This window comes from Streptomyces sp. NPDC004647 (assembly GCF_040609575.1).
Classification (GTDB): Bacteria; Actinomycetota; Actinomycetes; order Streptomycetales; family Streptomycetaceae; genus Streptomyces.
In genome coordinates this window covers 79,473-96,136 of record NZ_JBEXKU010000010.1, presented here as the reverse complement: position 1 = coordinate 96,136, position 16,664 = coordinate 79,473, and the positions used below count along the sequence as shown (strand labels likewise).

Sequence of the window (16,664 nt, the reverse complement as noted above, 5' to 3'; positions counted from 1 at the left end):
GGGTATGCGCATGGATGCGGATAGTGAGTACCGGGAGAGGAGAAGTCCACCCCTTCGAGGGGTATGGGCGGCGAGTGCGTAGGGTCGTACTCATGACTGCGTCTTCCCGGGGCGAGACTCCCCGGCCCCCGGTGAATGCCGATCCGCTGGCCGCTCTGGGCGAGCTTCCGGGTGTAGCCGGCTCTGTGGACTCCGTGCGCAAGGCCGTGGACCGGGTCTACGGCCACCGTGTGATGCGCCGCCGCAGCAACGAAATCACCGCGGAGGCCGCGCTGCGCGGAGCGCGCGGGTCAGCGGCGCTGTCCGGTGCCGACTGGGCACTCGAAGAGGTGCGGCGGCGCAGCGACTTCGGCGGCGAAGGGGAGCCGCAGGCGGTGGGTGCGGCGCTGCGGCTGACCGCCGAGGCGGGTCAACTGCTCAGTGTCTGGCGGCAGTCGCCGCTGCGTGCGCTGGCCCGGTTGCATCTGGTTGCCGCGGGAGGCGCGGCTCCGGATGACACCGTGGGCCGGCCCCGGCTGGCGGGCGAGTCGGTGTCGGAGCCCTTGGTCGAGCTGGCGGTGCCGGATGCGGACGAGGTGGCCGGCAGGCTGGAAGGGCTGGCGCAGCTGCTGCTCGCGTCCGGGGGCGCGCGCTCGGACAAAGGCGTTGGGGCGCGACGGGAGGGCGAGGCGCCGGCCCTGGTGACGGCCGCGGTGGTGCACGGCGAGTTGCTGGCGCTGCGGCCCTTCGGCTCGTGCAACGGTCTGGTCGCGCGGGCCGCGGAGCGGATCGTGCTGGTCGGCAGCGGGCTCGACCCGAAGTCCGTCTGCCCGGCGGAAGTAGGGCACGCGGAGCTCGGGCGCGCGGCCTACGCGGCGGCGCTCGATGGATACGTGTCAGGCACGCCGGACGGGATGGCGGCGTGGATCGCGCACTGCGGGCAGGCGGTTGAGCTGGGTGCCCGGGAGAGCGCGGCGGTCTGCGAGGCACTTCAGCGCGGGGCGGCCTGACCGGCCTGTGAAAAGGGTTGCGGCGGTACCGAAAAGAGGTACCGCCGCTGGCATGTCCGCCGGGTTACCATGCGTGCAGGATATTTACCGATCAGGTCGGGAACTCTGCCCGTCACCTGGTGCGGCTGGCCCGTATTCGACGGGTCGGCGTCGCGTGGGTGCCCGACTTTCATGCTCGGTCCGTGGGGCCTTGATGCGTCAGAGGAAGATCCTCCCGGATATCCCTGGTCTCGCGGGCCGTTGATTCCTTTCTACTCCAGCGAATCATTAAGCGGAAGCCCCAGCTGCAGTTCTTTACTTTTGACTTCAAAAACGGGCATAAGCCGCTCGGCGCCGACTTGCATACCAGAACAAGCCTGCGGTGGCCGTCGCGGCACCGACCGCAGCGACCGCTGCGAGTACGGGCCAGTCCGGCATCGACAGCGCCGGAACCCGCTGCTTCAGCCGGACCGGGCGGTTGAAGGAGAGCGCCGGCCAGCCGCGGGCCGCCCCCTCTCGGCGCAGCCCGCGGTCAGGGTTGACGGTGCAGGGGTGGCCTACGGATTCGAGCATGGGGATGTCGGTCACCGAGTCGCTGTACGCGTAACAGCGGGCCAGGTCGTAGCCCTCGCTTTCGGCCAGTTCGGCGATGGCTTCAGCCTTGGTCGGCCCGTAGCAGTAGTAGGAGATCTCGCCGGTGAAGCGGCCCTCCTCGACGACCATGCGGGTGGCCACCACGCGGTCGGCTCCGAGCAGCTCGCCGATCGGTTCGACGACCTCGGCGCCCGAGGTGCTGACGATCACCACATCGCGGCCGGCGGTGTGGTGCTCCTCGATGAGCGAGGCCGCTTCGTCGTAGATGATCGGATCGATCAGATCGTGCAGCGTCTCGGCGACGATCTCCCGGACCTGCTGGACATTCCAGCCGCGGCACAGGGCGGAGAGGTACTGCCGCATACGCTCCGTCTGATCGTGGTCGGCGCCGCCGATGAGGTAGACGAACTGGGCGTAAGCGGTCCGCAGTACGGCTCTGCGGCTGATCAGGCCACCCTGGTAGAAGGACCTGCTGAAGGTCAGCGTGCTCGACTTCGCAATCACCGTCTTGTCGAGGTCGAAGAAGGCGGCTGTGCGGGGCAAGGAGTGGTTTTCCACGAGGGTGAGCATAGGGGGCCGCCATTCGGCGTAAGCTCCGGCGCGTGGGTTTGCCTGAGAAGGCTCTCGGGTACACCATGGAAGTCACGGATCGTTCGCGACCGTGCTAACCCGGTCCGACTCCTCCCCCCCCGAGTCGGCCGTGGGGACGACCCCCGCTCTCCCCCCCGGCGGGGGTCGTCGCATGTCCGGACGCGTTTTCGTCGTCCATTTCCGATCTTGTCCCCCTTCTGGGCCGTGCAGGCCCGCTGCCCTCGACAAGCATGACGCGTGACCGAACGTAATCGTTGCACTGCGGAGCGGAAGTCACCGGTATAGGTGACCGGGATATTCACAACTCGCGAGTTGTCCACAGTTTTTGACCAAGATCCACGTGATTTCTCAGATCGCTGCACGGTGATTCCCCGCGAAGTTCGCGGACGTGAGAGTGCAAAGCGAGAGGGGGCGGATCGTGGCCGGATCCATCACATCCGATCGGCTGCAGGCCGCTGGCGGACAGCAGGGCCGACCGCTGATCGTCACGGAGGACGAGGGGCTGCTCGACGACTTGCTGCGGTTGTGCGCCGCGGCGGGCGCCGAGCCCGAGGTCGCCCATGGGCCGCCCGCGGGTGGCAGCGGCTGGGAAGGCGCGCCGTTGGTCCTGGTCGGGGACGACGCGGTGCACCGGCTGGGTGGAGTGGTGCGCCGACCGGGGGTGCTGCTCGTCGGGCGGGATCTGGACGACCACGACGTGTGGCGGCAGGCCGTGGACATCGGTGCCGACCATGTGCTCTTCCTGCCCGATGCCGAGTCCTGGCTGGTGGACCGGATCGCCGACGCGGCGGAGGGTGTCGGCCGGCAGGCGCTGACGGTGGGAGTCATCGGCGGCCGGGGTGGGGCCGGGGCGAGCACCCTGGCTTGCGCGCTGGCGTTGACCGCGGCCCGTACGGGGCAGCGCACCATGCTGATCGACGGGGATCCGCTGGGCGGCGGCCTCGATGTGCTCCTCGGCGGCGAAGCTGCGGACGGGCTGAGGTGGCCCGCGTTCGCCCAGTCACGGGGCCGGGTCGGTGGCGGGGCGCTGGAGGAGTCACTGCCCGAACTGCACTCCCTTCGGGTGCTGAGCTGGGACCGGGGCGACTCCGTGGTCATCACGCCCGAGGCGATGCGCTCGGTACTGGGCGCCGCGCGCAGGGGCGGTGGCGTGGTGGTCGTCGACCTGCCGCGGCGGGTGGACGACCCGGTCGCCGAGGCTCTGGCGCAGCTGGACTTGGGACTGCTCGTGGTGCCCGCCGAGCTGCGGGCCGTCGCCGCGGCACACCGGGTGGCGGCGACAGTGAGCATGGTGCTGCGCGATCTACGAGCGGTGGTGCGGGGGCCCTGTGGATCCGGCTTGGACGACGAGGAGATCGCGCGGCTGCTGGGACTGCCGCTGGCGGGTGAACTGCCTCCGGAGCCAGGGCTGGTGGGGGCTGTGCAGGGCGGACTGCCACCCGGGAGCAGCTTGCGCGGGCCGCTGGCCCGGTTCTGCTCGGAATTCTGGGGCCGGGCGCTGGCGGGTGGCGGGGGTGTCGCCGTATGAGCGCGTCGAGCTCCGTGACCGGCGCCGTTTCGGTGCAGCTGCTGGAGGCGGTCCGGCTGCGGCTCGCGGAGACCGGAGCCGAGCCGACACCGGCGCGGGTCGCGGCCGCGCTGCGGGAGCAGGGGCGGCTGCTCGGGGACACGGAAGTGCTCGGCGTGGTGAGGCGGCTGCGTTCCGAGCTCGTCGGCAGCGGGCCGCTGGAGCCGCTCCTGGCCGAGGAGGATGTCACCGACGTGCTGGTCACCGCACCGGGCGAAGTATGGGTGGACCGGGGTCAGGGGCTGGAGCGCACCGGAGTGTGCTTCCCCGACGCGGCAGCTGTGCGCAGGCTTGCACAACGCCTCGCCGCGGTGGCCGGACGGCGGTTGGACGACGCTCGGCCGTGGGTGGACGCCCGGCTGCCCGACGGGACGCGGTTGCACGCGGTGCTGCCGCCGGTGGCCGTCGGCTCGACCTGTCTGTCGCTGCGGGTGGTGCGGCCGCGGGCGTTCGGTCTCGCGGAACTTGTCTCCGCGGGGACGGTGCCGCCGGACGGGGACCGGTTGCTCAGGGGAGTGCTCGACGCCCGCTTGTCGTTCCTCATCAGCGGAGGAACCGGGTCGGGCAAGACGACACTGCTGAGCACCCTGCTGGGGCTGGTCGGGCCGGACGAGCGGATCGTACTGGCCGAGGACTCCGCGGAGTTGAGGCCCGATCACCCGCATGTGGTGCGGCTCGAGGCGCGGCCGGCGAACCAGGAAGGCACCGGCCGGGTCACGCTGCGGGACCTGGTGCGGCAGGCGCTGCGGATGCGCCCCGACCGGTTGGTGGTCGGTGAGGTCAGGGGCGCGGAGGTGACCGATCTGCTGGCGGCTCTCAATACCGGCCATGAGGGCGGCTGCGGGACGGTGCATGCCAATGCGGCGGCGGATGTGCCCGCGCGGCTCGAGGCCCTCGGTTCGACCGCGGGGCTCGACCGAGCCGCCCTGCACAGTCAGTTGGCGGCCGCCCTGTCCGTGGTTGTCCACCTCGTACGGGACCGTGCCGGGCGGCGGCGGATCGCCGAGGTGCATGTTCTGGAGCGGGATGGTGCCGGGTTCGTCAGGACCGTACCGGCCGCGGTCTGGGGCACGGACGGGTTCAGGCACGAGCGGGGCTGGGGACGCCTGGAGAGGCTGTGCGCGCGGGGCGGGGGTGCGCTGTGACCGGCAGCGGAGTGGGATCCGGTGTCACACCGGTGTACGCGGCCGTGCTGTGCGCAGGCCTGGCCGCCTGGCTGTTGTCGGGGCAGGACCGGGAACTGCGGAGAGTGCGCCTGCTCTTCGCCGGCGGTGGTTCGGCAGCACCGGGACGGGACGGACTCTCCCGCCAGTGGGGAAGGTTGTCCGCCGGGGCGAGCCGGTGGTGGCGGGCGCAGCCCCCGGGGCGGCTGGGGCGCGAGCTGTGGTGCCTGCCGGCCGGGGGAGCTGTCGCCCTGCTCGGGGACTCCTTGCTGCCGCTGCTCGGAGCCGTGGCTGCTGTACCTCTGGCGCGGAGGTGGCTTCAGCGGCGGGAGCGCCGCACAACCCGCGACCGGACCGCTGCCCAGGTGATCGAGGTGTGCGCCGCGGTGGCGGGTGAACTGCGGGCCGGGCGGCAGCCGAACGAGGCGCTGCAAGCGGCCGTAGCGGGGGCACTCGGCCCTTCGGAGGCCTCGGTGCTGGCAGCGGCCCGGTTCGGCGGCGACGTGCCGGGTGCCCTGCGGCAGGCGGCGGGACAGCCGGGTGGTGAGGGGCTGCTCGGGATGGCTGCCTGTTGGCAGGTCGCGGCCGACGGTGGAGCGGGGCTCGCCGGCGGGCTCGAACGGGTGGCAGCGGCGCTGCGCGCGGAGCGGGAACAGGGCGAAGAGCTGTACGCCCAGCTGGCAGGTACGAGATCGACCGCGGCGATGCTGGCCCTGCTTCCGGTCTTCGGGCTGCTCATGGGCAGTGCCCTCGGTGCAGAGCCGCTGCGCGTCCTGCTCCACACCCCGCCCGGATGGGCCTGTCTCGCGGTCGGGGGTCTGCTGGAATGCGCCGGGCTCGCCTGGACGGCGCGCATCATACGGTCAGCGGTCGGCAAGCGGCGAGCGAGGGCCGCATGACGTGCGAGTTCGTCCACAGGCTGTGCGCGGTTGTGCCGGCCGTCGTGGCTCTGGCGTGCATGGTCGCGGCCGTGCGCGGTGCCCGTCGGGAAGGCGCGGCCCGGCGGCGGATGCTTCGACTGCTGGAAGCGGAGATGCCCCGGCGGGGACGGTGCAGCGGTCTGCGCGAGCGGATCACCCGCTGGAACGGGCCCGGCCGTGCTCTGCGGGACCGGTGGCCTCCCGCGGTCGCCGGACTCACTGCCTTTGTGCTGGTGGGTGGCGTGCCCGGTTGCGTCGTCGGGCTTGCGGCGGCGTACGGCGTACGGAGGTGGTGTCGCCTCCGCGCGGCGAAGTCTCCCGGGGGAGAGGGCGGCGTGGACGGGGCGGAGAGCGGGCTGCCGCTGGCCGGTGATCTGTTGGCCGCCTGCCTGGCGGCCGGGGCGGGGCCGCGCGAAGCGGCCGACGCCGTGGGGAGTTCGCTCGGCGGCCCGGTCGGCGACCGACTCGCACAGACAGCGGCCGAGCTGCGGCTCGGGGCCGAACCGGCGCTGGCCTGGAGCCGGCTGGGCGCGCTGCCCGGGGCGTACGGCCTGGCGCGTTGCCTGGAGCGGGCCCAGGCGACTGGCGTACCGGCAGTGGAGCCAATGACCCGGCTGGCAGCCGAATGCCGGGCGGAGGAGGCGCGGAAGGCCACGGCCAGAGCCCGGCGCGCGGGGGTGATGGCCACCGCGCCGCTGGGGCTGTGCTTCCTTCCCGCCTTCCTGACGATCGGAGTGGCGCCGGTGCTGATCGGCCTGGCGACCAGGCTCCTGAGCGGCGGCTGACGCGATGAACCGACGAGACATGACGGAGAACGAGACAAGGGGGCTGAGATGTTGATGAAGGTCCGGACGTGGTGGCGGGCGCTGCGCGATGTACGGCGGGACGCGGGAATGACCACGGCCGAATACGCGGTGGGGACGATCGCAGCCTGCGGCTTCGGTGCCGTCCTCTACAAGGTGGTGACCAGCGGGGCGGTGTCGGCGGCTCTCGAGTCGGTGATCGGGAGGGCCCTCGATGCGCAATTCTGACCGGTCAGACGGGGGATATGTGACAGCCGAGGCGGCGGTGGTGCTGCCGGTCCTTGCGCTGTTCGCGATGGTGCTGTTCTGGGGACTGATGGCCGCGGCGGCGCAGATCCAGTGTGTCGACGCGGCACGCGCCGGGGCGCGCGCCGCAGCTCGGTCGGAACCGCGCGGTGCCGCACTGACGGCGGCTCGTTCGGCCGCACCACATGGGGCGCGGATCGGGCTCGACCGCCAGGGTGACCTGGTGCGCGTGCGGGTCGAGGCGTCCACGCCGGGGCCGGGGCCGCTGTCCGTCCGGCTGCGGGCCGAGGCTGCGGCCCTCGCCGAGGACGCGGCGGCGGAGGCCCGGTGAATGCTTCGGCCGACCGCGGGTCGGCGACGGTGTGGACGGCCGTTCTGGCGACGGCGCTGTGCGCGGTGTTCACCGCGGTGCTGGGGATCGGGCAGGCCGTGGTGGTCCGGCACAGGGCGGGAGGCGCGGCGGACCTGGCGGCGCTCGCCGCCGCGGACCACGCCCTCGAGGGGCAGCCGGCCGCCTGTGCCACGGCACGGAGGGTGGCAGCCGCCCAGAACGCTCGGGTGGTGCGCTGCGCGGTGACCGGCGAGATCGCCGACCTCACCGCGGAGGCGCGGGCCGGACTGTTCACTTCCCGGGTCCGGTCGCGGGCGGGCTCCGCCGCAGTGGCGCCCGTGTCTACTCCGCCCGGTCCACGGGCTCCCCCGACTCCGCGGCTTTCACAACCTCCGGAGGCACGCCCGCGAGGAGTGTGGTGAGGAGCCGCACGGCGGCGCGCTTGTTCAGCGGGTCGTTGCCGTTGCCGCACTTGGGGGACTGGATGCAGGAGGGGCAGCCGGAGTCGCACTCGCAGGAGGCGATGGCCTCGCGGGTGGCCCGCAGCCAGCGGTACGCCGTGTGGAAGGCACGCTCCGCGAAGCCCGCTCCGCCGGGGTGCCCGTCGTATACGAAGACCGTGGGCAGCAGAGTGTCCGGGTGCAGCGGGATCGACACCCCGCCGATGTCCCAGCGGTCGCACGTGGCGAACAGCGGCAGCATCCCGATGGAGGCGTGTTCGGCGGCGTGCAGGGCGCCCGGGAGGTGCTCAGGACTGATCCTGGCTGCCTCGAGCTGGTCCTCGGTGACCGTCCACCACACGCCGCGGGTGCGCAGTGTCCGGGGTGGCAGGTCCAGCTTGGACTCGCCGAGCACCTCGCCAGTGATCAGTTTCCGGCGGAGATAGGAGACGACCTGGTTGGTGACCTCGACAGAACCGAAGCACAGGTGCGAGTCGCCCCAAGGGATCTCCGTGGTGGTCTCCAGGACGGAAATCGTCGTCGTGTCCCGGGCCGTGGTCGAGTACGGCGGGTTCGCCTCCTCCACCAGGGCCACGGAGTCCTGGAGGTCGAGGTGTTTGACGAGATAGCTGCGGCCCTGGTGGAGATGGACGGCGCCGTCGTGGACCGCGGCGTGGGCGGCGGAGGCATCCACGGTGCCCAGCAGGCGGCCGGTCACCGCCTCGACGACCTGTACGGGGTCGCCGCCCGAACCGCGAATGTCAGTCAGATCCGCGGCCCGCTCGCGGCGCGGCCAGTGCCAGGCGGTGGCCCGGCGGCGCAGCAGCTTCCGCTGCTCGAGCTGAGGTATCAGCCCGGGGGCGGCGGGGCCGAAGAGGGCCAGATCGGCTTCCGTGAGCGGCATCTCGGCGGCAGCGGCGCACAGGTGGGGGGCGAGGACGTACGGGTTGTCCTGGTCGAGGACGGTGGACTCCACCGGGCGGCGGAACAGCGCCTCGGGGTGGTGCACAAGATAGGTGTCCAGCGGATCGTCACGGGCCACGAGCACGGCGAGCGCACCTTGTCCTGTGCGGCCGGCCCGGCCCGCCTGCTGCCACAGGGACGCGCGGGTGCCCGGATATCCGGCCAGGATCACGGCGTCGAGGCCCGAGACGTCCACGCCGAGTTCGAGCGCGGTGGTGGCGGCCAGGCCCAGCAGCTCGCCGGAGTGCAGGGCGCGTTCCAGGGCACGGCGCTCGGCGGGCAGGTAGCCGCCGCGGTAGGCCGCGACCCGTCCGGGCAGCGAGCGGTCGACAGCCGCGAGCCGTTCCTGGGCGATCAGGGCGATCAGCTCGGCGCCGCGCCGCGACCGTACGAAGGCGACCGTACGGACACCCTGGACTGCCAGGTCGGTGAGCAGATCCGCAGTTTCCGCCGTGGCGGTGCGGCGGACGGGGGCGCCCTGTTCACCGTGGAGCTCGGTCAGCGGTGGCTCCCACAGGGCGAAGACCAGCTCACCTCGGGGCGATGCGTCATCGGTGACCTCGGCCACCGGGAGGCCGGTGAGACGGGTCGCGGCGCGCGCGGGGTCCGCGGAGGTGGCTGAGGCGAGGAGGAAGACGGGATCGGAGCCGTAGCGGGCGCAGATACGCCGGAGCCGCCGCAGCACCTGGGCGACGTGCGAACCGAAGACCCCGCGGTAGCTGTGGCACTCGTCGATCACGACATAGCGCAGGGCGCGCAGAAAGGAGGACCAGCGGGGGTGGGCTGGGAGGATGCCCCGGTGCAGCATGTCGGGGTTGGTGAGCACGTAGTTCGCGTACTGGCGCACCCACTCGCGCTCCTCGACCGGGGTGTCGCCGTCGTACACGGCGGGCCGTACGGCACTGCCCAGCGGTTCGGCCAGCTCTGCGACGGCTCGCCGCTGATCGGCGGCCAGCGCCTTGGCAGGCGCGAGGTAGAGGGCGGTCGCTCCCCGCCCGTTGGGAGCCTCGGAGCCGTCCAGGAGGGCGCTGAGGACGGGTGTGAGGTACGCCAGTGACTTGCCGGAGGCCGTACCGGTGGCGACCACTACCGACTCGCCGCGCAGCGCGTGTTCGACCGTACGCGCTTGGTGTTCCCACGGACGGCCGATCCCGGCCAGTCCGATGGCCTCGGTCACCTCGTCCCGGATCTCCGCCGGCCAGTCCGCATGACGGCCCGCACGTGGGGGCAAGTGCTCCGTATGAGTGATGCGAACAGCCCGATCGGGACCCGCCGCGAGCCGGTCGAGGACCGAGCGGGGGGAAGGGCGTACGCCAGCCGCAGGCGGGAGTTGATTGTTGGCCATCGGCACCGAGTGTGTCACTGGCGTGACGCAGAATGGGCCTAAGGCGTCGTGCACGCCTGCTGGTAAGTGATTGAATGCCATCGCGGCTGCCGATCCATGGGGGGCGACCGCTCGATGCAAGGTGCTGGAGGATCCGTGGACCTGTCCCTGTCGACCCGGACCGTAGGCGACCGTACGGTCGTCGAGGTCGGTGGCGAGATTGATGTATACACCGCGCCCAAGCTGCGTGAGCAGCTGGTCGAGCTTGTCAACGACGGTAACTATCACCTCGTCGTTGACATGGAGGGCGTCGACTTCCTCGACTCCACCGGGCTCGGCGTGCTGGTCGGTGGACTGAAGCGGGTGCGTGCCCATGAGGGCTCGCTGCGCCTGGTCTGCAACCAGGAGCGCATTCTCAAGATCTTCCGTATTACGGGTCTGACCAAGGTGTTCCCGATTCACACCTCGGTCGACGACGCTGTCGCCGCAACCGACTGACAGCTCCGCTGCGGAAGCGACTGGGGGGTACCGGGCCGTAGGCCCGGCCCCCCTGAGATGTACGCCCGTACGACCGAGGGGATGGCATGGCCACCGTCGAGCTGTTGTTCAGTGCCCTGCCCGAGCACGTTCGGACCGCCCGTTTGGTGGCGGCTGCGGTGGCGCGCCGGGCCGGAGTCGACGAGGCCGTGCTGGACGAGGTGAGGCTGGCCGTGGGCGAGGCCTGCACGCGTGCTGTGAGCCTCCACCAGAGCAACGACGTGCTCGCTCCCGTCAAGGTCATGCTCATCGAGGACGAGAAGAAGTTCTCCATCGAGGTCGGTGACGAGGCTCCCCATGCCGTCTCCGGCTCGTCGCCCGGCTCCCCCGGGGCCGAGGAGAGCGGCGGCGCCGAGGAATCAGGCGCCGAGGACGAGGACGAGATGGGCCTCGCGGTCATCAGCGGGCTCGTCGACGACGTCGAGGTGAGTGCAGGCGAGTCCGGTGGCCGCATCCGTATGAGTTGGCCGACTACCCCGGACCCCGTACTGCCGTAGACCCGGTACTTCCGTAGGGCCTGTCCGCCGGATCGTCGAGGGCCCGACATTGCGCTCTGTCCGCCACGGTGTGGCGGCCTGGCAGTAGCCGTCGTCAGCGCGGCCTCCCGTACGTTGCTGACCATCTCGAGATGCCCCCCGGTGCGACGTCCCCGCCGGTGTGACGCCCTGGTGTGTGAGAACAGCTCTCCCCGTTCGAGCCTCCCTGCCGGAGGCCAGGGCGAACGGCAGCGGATGCCGAGAGTCCGGATGCGGGGGGATCCGCGGTGGAGCCGTCGGCGTCCACGGTGAAGATCTTGCGGAGGCCCTGCTGTCCGATGCCGCCGCAGTCCGTGCCCGCGCCCTCAACACCTGCCGCCGCGCCCCCCTGCGACCACCCCCGGACCTGCTGCCCCGGCCCCCTCCGGGGGCGCTACCTCCCTGCTGCCTCGGCCCCCTCTGCGCTGTCGCTGAGCAGGCCACTCTCAGGCTCTGTGATCGTTTATAAGATCACCGGATGGATCACTTCCAATGATCACCAAAAGATCATTTCTGTGGAGTCAGCGAATTGAACGCCTTCCTTCGTCCGGGCGAATTCCGGACGGGATCCTTTTTGATCTTCGCTGGTCCAGGCGAATTCTCCTCCAGGCGCACTGTTTTGATCTAGCTCAGCTCCCTACAATCCGTCCACATCTCGAGCTCAGGACGCCTGAGCGTGGCGGCTGTTCTTGTCATGAGGACTCGCAAGGACTGCTGCGCGCCCATGTGCCAAACGTCAAGGAGGACGAATGGCGGGGCCCTTTACCCCTCTACAGCAGGACCACCCCTCATCACTAGCGGCAGCCGTACTGACCAGTGACAATCGCTTGCTCGTGCTGGTCATCGCCGCCGTCGCGATCGCGGCGCTGGTCGTCGCAGTGGTGCTGGTACGCCAGGTACTCGCCGCGGGCGAGGGCACCGACAGTATGAAGAAGATCGCTGCCGCCGTGCAGGAAGGCGCCAATGCCTACCTCGCCCGGCAGCTGCGCACCCTCGGCGTATTCGCCGTCGTGGTGTTCTTCCTGCTCATGCTGCTTCCGGCGGACAACTGGACGCAGCGTGCAGGCCGTTCGGCGTTCTTTCTGATCGGTGCTCTCTTCTCGGCGGCCACCGGATATATCGGAATGTGGCTCGCGGTGCGCAGCAACGTGCGTGTCGCCGCCGCAGCTCGCGAGGCGACCCCCGCCGAGGGGGAGCCGGCCAAGGACCTCACCGAGGTCTCGCACAAGGCGATGAAGATCGCCTTCCGTACGGGCGGCGTCGTCGGCATGTTCACCGTGGGGCTGGGCCTGCTGGGCGCCTCCTGCGTGGTGCTGGTCTACGCGGCCGACGCGCCCAAGGTGCTGGAGGGCTTCGGCCTCGGCGCGGCGCTGATCGCGATGTTCATGCGTGTCGGCGGCGGCATCTTCACCAAGGCCGCGGACGTCGGCGCCGACCTGGTCGGCAAGGTCGAGAAGGGCATCCCCGAGGACGACCCGCGCAATGCCGCGACCATCGCGGACAACGTGGGTGACAACGTCGGCGACTGCGCCGGTATGGCGGCCGACCTCTTCGAGTCGTATGCCGTCACGCTCGTCGCGGCGCTGATCCTCGGCAAGGTCGCCTTCGGCGACTCCGGCCTGGCCTTCCCGCTGCTCGTCCCGGCGATCGGCGTGCTCACCGCGATGATCGGCATCTTCGCGGTCGCACCCCGGCGCTCCGACCGGAGCGGCATGACCGCCATCAACCGCGGATTCTTCATCTCCGCGGTCTTCTCACTGGTACTGGTGGCTGCCGCCGTCTACGCCTACCTCCCGTCCTCGTACGCGGACCTGGAAGGCGTCACCGACTCCGCCATCGCCGGGCACGAGGGCGACCCCCGGGTCTTCGCGCTCGTCGCCGTCGCCATCGGCATCGTGCTCGCCGCACTGATCCAGCAGCTCACCGGCTACTTCACCGAGACGACCCGGCGTCCCGTACGGGACATCGGCAAGACCTCGCTGACCGGTGCCGCGACCGTCGTGCTGTCCGGCATCTCGCTCGGACTGGAGTCGGCCGTCTACTCGGCGGTGCTGATCGGGCTCAGCGTCTACGGCGCGTTCCTGCTCGGCGGGACCTCGATCATGCTGGCGCTGTTCGCGGTCGCCCTGGCCGGCACGGGTCTGCTGACCACCGTCGGCGTCATCGTGGCCATGGACACCTTCGGGCCGGTCTCGGACAACGCACAGGGCATCGCCGAGATGTCCGGCGACGTCAAGGGCGCGGGCGCCCAGGTGCTCACCGACCTCGACGCCGTCGGCAACACCACCAAGGCGATCACCAAGGGCATTGCCATTGCCACGGCCGTCCTCGCCGCGGCCGCGCTCTTCGGCTCGTACCGCGACGCGATCGCCACGGCCGTCGCGGAGGTGAACGCTGAGGCGGGAGAGATGGGCCTGAGCCTGGACATCTCGCAGCCCAACAACCTCGTCGGGCTGATTCTCGGTGCCTCGGTCGTCTTCCTCTTCTCGGGGCTGGCGATCAATGCGGTGTCGCGGTCGGCGGGTTCGGTGGTCTACGAGGTTCGGCGTCAGTTCCGCGAGCACCCCGGGATCATGGACTACACGGAGAAGCCGGAGTACGGCCGCGTCGTCGACATCTGCACCAAGGACGCGCTGCGCGAACTCGCCACTCCGGGCCTGCTCGCGGTCCTCGCCCCCATCGCTGTCGGCTTCACCCTCGGTGTCGGTGCCCTCGGCTCCTACCTCGCGGGCGCGATCGGCACCGGCACCCTGATGGCAGTCTTCCTCGCCAACTCGGGCGGCGCCTGGGACAATGCCAAGAAGCTGGTGGAGGATGGTCACCACGGTGGCAAGGGCAGCGAGGCGCACGCCGCGACCGTCATCGGTGACACGGTGGGCGACCCGTTCAAGGACACCGCGGGTCCGGCCATCAACCCGCTGCTCAAGGTGATGAACCTGGTGGCCCTGCTGATCGCACCCGCGGTGGTGAAGTTCTCCTACGGCGACAACTCCAGCGTGGGAGTACGGGTGACCGTCGCGGTGCTCGCCATCGGGGTCATCGTGGGCGCGGTCTACGTCTCGAAGCGGCGCGGAATCGCCGTAGGTGACGAGGGCACCGCTGAGCGGTCCGCGAAGGCCGGCGACCCTGCCGCCGACCCGGCGGTGGTCTCCTGAGAAAGTAGCGGTTCCCGGGCGGCTTCACGGCCGGTCAGCGGGCGGGCGGGCGGTGCGCCTTGGGCGCGCTGTCCGCCCGGCCGTGTATGTTCCGGGGCCGAGAGTCATGGAAGGGACCGATCCGGTGAACAAGAAGCTAATGGCCGCACTGTGCGGCAGTGCGGCACTGGGACTGGCGCTGTCCGGCTGCGGCGACGACGGCAGCGACGAGGTCGACAGTTACGCCAGGAAGGTCTGCGACCAGGTCCAGCCTCAGCTGAAGAAGATCACTGACGCGAACCAGTCGATCACCTCCACCGCGGCGGACGGCAAGCCCGCGGACATCAAGAAGGCCGACTCCGCCGCCTTCCAGCAGATCTCGGACGCCTACGCCGCCATGTCCGACTCGGTGGAGAAGGCCGGCACCCCGCCGGTCGACAACGGCGAGAAGATCCAGACGGACGCGGTCAAGGAACTCGACGCCACGTCCAAGGCGTACGCGGACCTGAAGAAGGCCGTCGACAAGCTGGACACCAAGGACCAGGGGAAGTTCGCCGACGGCCTCAAGGGCGTGGCCGACGAACTCGACGCGGTGAACAAGGTCGGTGACGACGCGATCAAGAAGCTCCAGTCCGGCGAGATCGGCACAGCGATGAGCAAGCAGGCCGGCTGCAAGCGGCCCACGACTTCGCCCTCCGCGACCTGACGGTGCCCCGAACGGCCCCACGGTCCCAGCATTCCCGGCGGTCCCCACGGCCCCGGCAGCCCCGGTATCCCTGACAATGGTCCGGTGAGTATCCACACTCTCCCCACGCCCGACGCCGACCGCACCTCCCGGCTGCGCGACGCGCTGCGCGCAGCCGCCTTCACGGCCGACGGGCTGCTCGATCTGCTCGGCGCGCCGGCCTATGCCGCTCTCGCGCGCAGCGAGACCGTCCCCGCGCTGCGCGCGACCCGGGGAGGCACGCCGCTCGAGACGCTCGTCCGGCTGTTCCTGCTGCAGGCGCCCGTGCCCTACGAGCGGGTGCGGGCGGTGCTGCCGGTCGAGGACTGTGTGGCCGACGGCTGGCTGGTGCGGCACCGGGGCATCGGCGACGGGGAGGAGGAGGTGCGGGCGAGTGTGGACGTACGCCCGTACGGCGGGCCGGAGGGCCAGGACTGGTGGATCGTCTCCGACCTGGGATGTGCGGTCGGCGGCGCTGGCGGTATCGGTGCGGGCGTGACGGATGTGACCGGTGTGACGGGCGTGGACCGCTCGCAGCTGGTCCTGGGCGTCGGTGGGGCCTCCACGACGCTGGCCGGCATCACGATCCGTACGCCCGTCGAGCGAGCCCTGGACCTCGGCACCGGCTCCGGCATCCAGGCGCTGCACGCCTCCCAGTACGCCACCCGGGTCACGGCCACCGATCTCAATCCCCGCGCCCTGGGCTTCGCCCGGCTCACCCTCGCGCTCTCCGGAGCGCCGCAGCCGGATCTCCGCGAGGGCTCGCTCTTCGAGCCGGTCAAGGACGACGAGAGGTACGACCTGATCGTGTCCAATCCGCCGTTCGTCATCTCCCCCGGCGCCCGGCTCACGTATCGCGACGGCGGGATGGGCGGTGACGATCTGTGCCGCACGCTCGTCCGGCAGTCCGCCGGCCACCTCGCCGACGGCGGTTACCTCCAACTGCTCGCCAACTGGCAGCACGTCGAGGGCGAGGACTGGCGTGAGCAGGTGTCGTCCTGGGTGCCGGGCGGCTGCGACGCGTGGATCGTGCAGCGCGAGGTCCAGGACATCACGCAGTACGTCGAGCTGTGGCTGCGCGATGCCGGAGACCATCGCGCGGATCCGGGCGAGTACGAGGCCCGGTACGACGCCTGGCTGGAGGAGTTCGAGGCCCGCGGGACCAAGGCTGTCGGCTTCGGCTGGATCACGCTGCGCAAGTCCGGCGCCGACCGGCCGTCCGTGATCGCCGAGGAGTGGCCGCACCCGGTCGAGCAGCCGCTCGGCGAATCCGTGCGGGCGCACTTCGACCGGCAGGACTATCTGCACGAGACCGACGACGCGGCGCTGCTGGCGGCCCGCTTCCGGCTGGCCGACGAGGTCGTGCAGGAGCAGGTCGGGCTTCCCGGCGCCGAGGACCCCGAGCACGTGGTGCTCCGTCAGAACCGCGGCATGCGGCGCGCGACCAAGGTGGACACGGTCGGCGCGGGCTTCGCGGGCGTGTGCGACGGGACGCTGAGCGCGGGCCGCATCCTGGACGCGATCGCTCAGCTCATCGGTGAGGACCCGGTGCTGCTGCGCGACCGTACGCCCGAGTCGATCCGGCTCCTGGTGCAGCAGGGCTTCCTGGAGCCGGTTCCGGAGGACCGGGAGGCCTGGGGCCAGGAGGCTCAGGGCCGGCAGGCCTGACGGCGGGAGGCCGGAGACCGGGAGACCGGAGAGGGCGGGGCCGGAACGTCGGAAGGGCCGGGAGAGCTCGGAGGCTCGTGGCCGGTTATGGGGCAGGAGACGGATCTCGATCACCGTTGTTCACCCACGTTCACCCAGCATTGGTGCATCCGCCGTGCGTGCGTGCGAACCTCCGC

At 71.0% G+C, this 16,664-nt stretch carries 15 protein-coding genes; 13 read left to right on the top strand and 2 right to left on the bottom strand.

What is annotated here, in order from left to right:
• Nucleotides 1-92 precede the first annotated feature (92 nt).
• Nucleotides 93-989 (top strand): oxidoreductase, encoded by an 897-nt coding sequence (locus tag ABZW18_RS06885; protein WP_356183118.1) that lies wholly within the window; start codon nt 93-95, stop codon nt 987-989.
• 306 nt (nt 990-1,295) lie between these two features.
• Here the strand turns inward: ABZW18_RS06885 and ABZW18_RS06880 are convergent, their stop codons facing one another.
• Entirely contained in the window at nt 1,296-2,132 is an 837-nt protein-coding gene (locus ABZW18_RS06880) for an HAD family hydrolase (RefSeq protein WP_356183116.1), read from the bottom strand.
• 439 nt (nt 2,133-2,571) lie between these two features.
• Here ABZW18_RS06880 and ssd point away from each other — a divergent pair, with 439 nt between their 5' ends.
• Genes ssd through ABZW18_RS06845 form a run of 7 tightly spaced genes read left to right on the top strand, consistent with a single transcriptional unit; the run spans nt 2,572 to nt 7,605 of the window.
• Complete coding sequence (gene ssd / locus ABZW18_RS06875; protein WP_356183113.1) at nt 2,572-3,681, top strand: septum site-determining protein Ssd; 1,110 nt, start codon at nt 2,572-2,574, stop codon at nt 3,679-3,681.
• Nucleotides 3,678-4,865 (top strand): TadA family conjugal transfer-associated ATPase, encoded by a 1,188-nt coding sequence (locus ABZW18_RS06870; RefSeq protein ID WP_356183110.1) that lies wholly within the window; start codon nt 3,678-3,680, stop codon nt 4,863-4,865. The genes ssd and ABZW18_RS06870 overlap by 4 nt, the downstream gene beginning before the upstream one ends.
• Nucleotides 4,862-5,782: a type II secretion system F family protein gene (locus ABZW18_RS06865; protein WP_356183108.1), complete on the top strand. Its 921-nt coding sequence runs from the start codon at nt 4,862-4,864 to the stop codon at nt 5,780-5,782. Before ABZW18_RS06870 ends, ABZW18_RS06865 begins: the two co-directional genes overlap by 4 nt.
• A complete protein-coding gene (locus tag ABZW18_RS06860; protein ID WP_356183105.1) occupies nt 5,779-6,588 on the top strand; it encodes a type II secretion system F family protein in 810 nt (269 codons plus the stop codon). The genes ABZW18_RS06865 and ABZW18_RS06860 overlap by 4 nt, the downstream gene beginning before the upstream one ends.
• Nucleotides 6,589-6,636: 48 nt before the next feature.
• Entirely contained in the window at nt 6,637-6,834 is a 198-nt protein-coding gene (locus ABZW18_RS06855) for a DUF4244 domain-containing protein (RefSeq protein ID WP_356183103.1), read from the top strand.
• A complete protein-coding gene (locus tag ABZW18_RS06850; RefSeq protein WP_356183101.1) occupies nt 6,821-7,183 on the top strand; it encodes a TadE family type IV pilus minor pilin in 363 nt (120 codons plus the stop codon). Before ABZW18_RS06855 ends, ABZW18_RS06850 begins: the two co-directional genes overlap by 14 nt.
• Complete coding sequence (locus ABZW18_RS06845) at nt 7,180-7,605, top strand: Rv3654c family TadE-like protein (protein ID WP_356183099.1); 426 nt, start codon at nt 7,180-7,182, stop codon at nt 7,603-7,605. Before ABZW18_RS06850 ends, ABZW18_RS06845 begins: the two co-directional genes overlap by 4 nt.
• On the opposite strand, the gene ABZW18_RS06840 is transcribed toward ABZW18_RS06845, so the two are convergent.
• The gene (locus ABZW18_RS06840) at nt 7,526-10,012 is read right to left on the bottom strand and encodes a DEAD/DEAH box helicase (RefSeq protein WP_356183096.1); all 2,487 of its coding nucleotides are present in this window, start codon (nt 10,010-10,012) and stop codon (nt 7,526-7,528) included. The two genes, ABZW18_RS06845 and ABZW18_RS06840, sit on opposite strands and share 80 nt — an antisense overlap.
• A 54-nt stretch (nt 10,013-10,066) precedes the next feature.
• On the opposite strand from ABZW18_RS06840, the gene bldG reads away from it, so the two are divergent.
• From bldG to ABZW18_RS06815, 5 genes are all read left to right on the top strand, one after another.
• Nucleotides 10,067-10,408, top strand: coding sequence for an anti-sigma factor antagonist BldG (gene bldG / locus ABZW18_RS06835; protein WP_014178436.1), 342 nt, complete (start codon nt 10,067-10,069; stop codon nt 10,406-10,408).
• A gap of 86 nt (nt 10,409-10,494) precedes the next feature.
• On the top strand, nt 10,495-10,944 hold the full coding sequence (locus ABZW18_RS06830) for an ATP-binding protein (protein WP_356183092.1): 450 nt from the start codon (nt 10,495-10,497) through the stop codon (nt 10,942-10,944).
• Between the two features lie 767 nt (nt 10,945-11,711).
• Entirely contained in the window at nt 11,712-14,117 is a 2,406-nt protein-coding gene (locus ABZW18_RS06825) for a sodium-translocating pyrophosphatase (protein WP_356183090.1), read from the top strand.
• Nucleotides 14,118-14,241: 124 nt separating this feature from the next.
• On the top strand, nt 14,242-14,802 hold the full coding sequence (locus tag ABZW18_RS06820; RefSeq protein ID WP_356183087.1) for a small secreted protein: 561 nt from the start codon (nt 14,242-14,244) through the stop codon (nt 14,800-14,802).
• A gap of 84 nt (nt 14,803-14,886) precedes the next feature.
• A complete protein-coding gene (locus ABZW18_RS06815; protein WP_356183085.1) occupies nt 14,887-16,488 on the top strand; it encodes a class I SAM-dependent methyltransferase in 1,602 nt (533 codons plus the stop codon).
• The last annotated feature ends 176 nt before the right edge of the window (nt 16,489-16,664 follow it).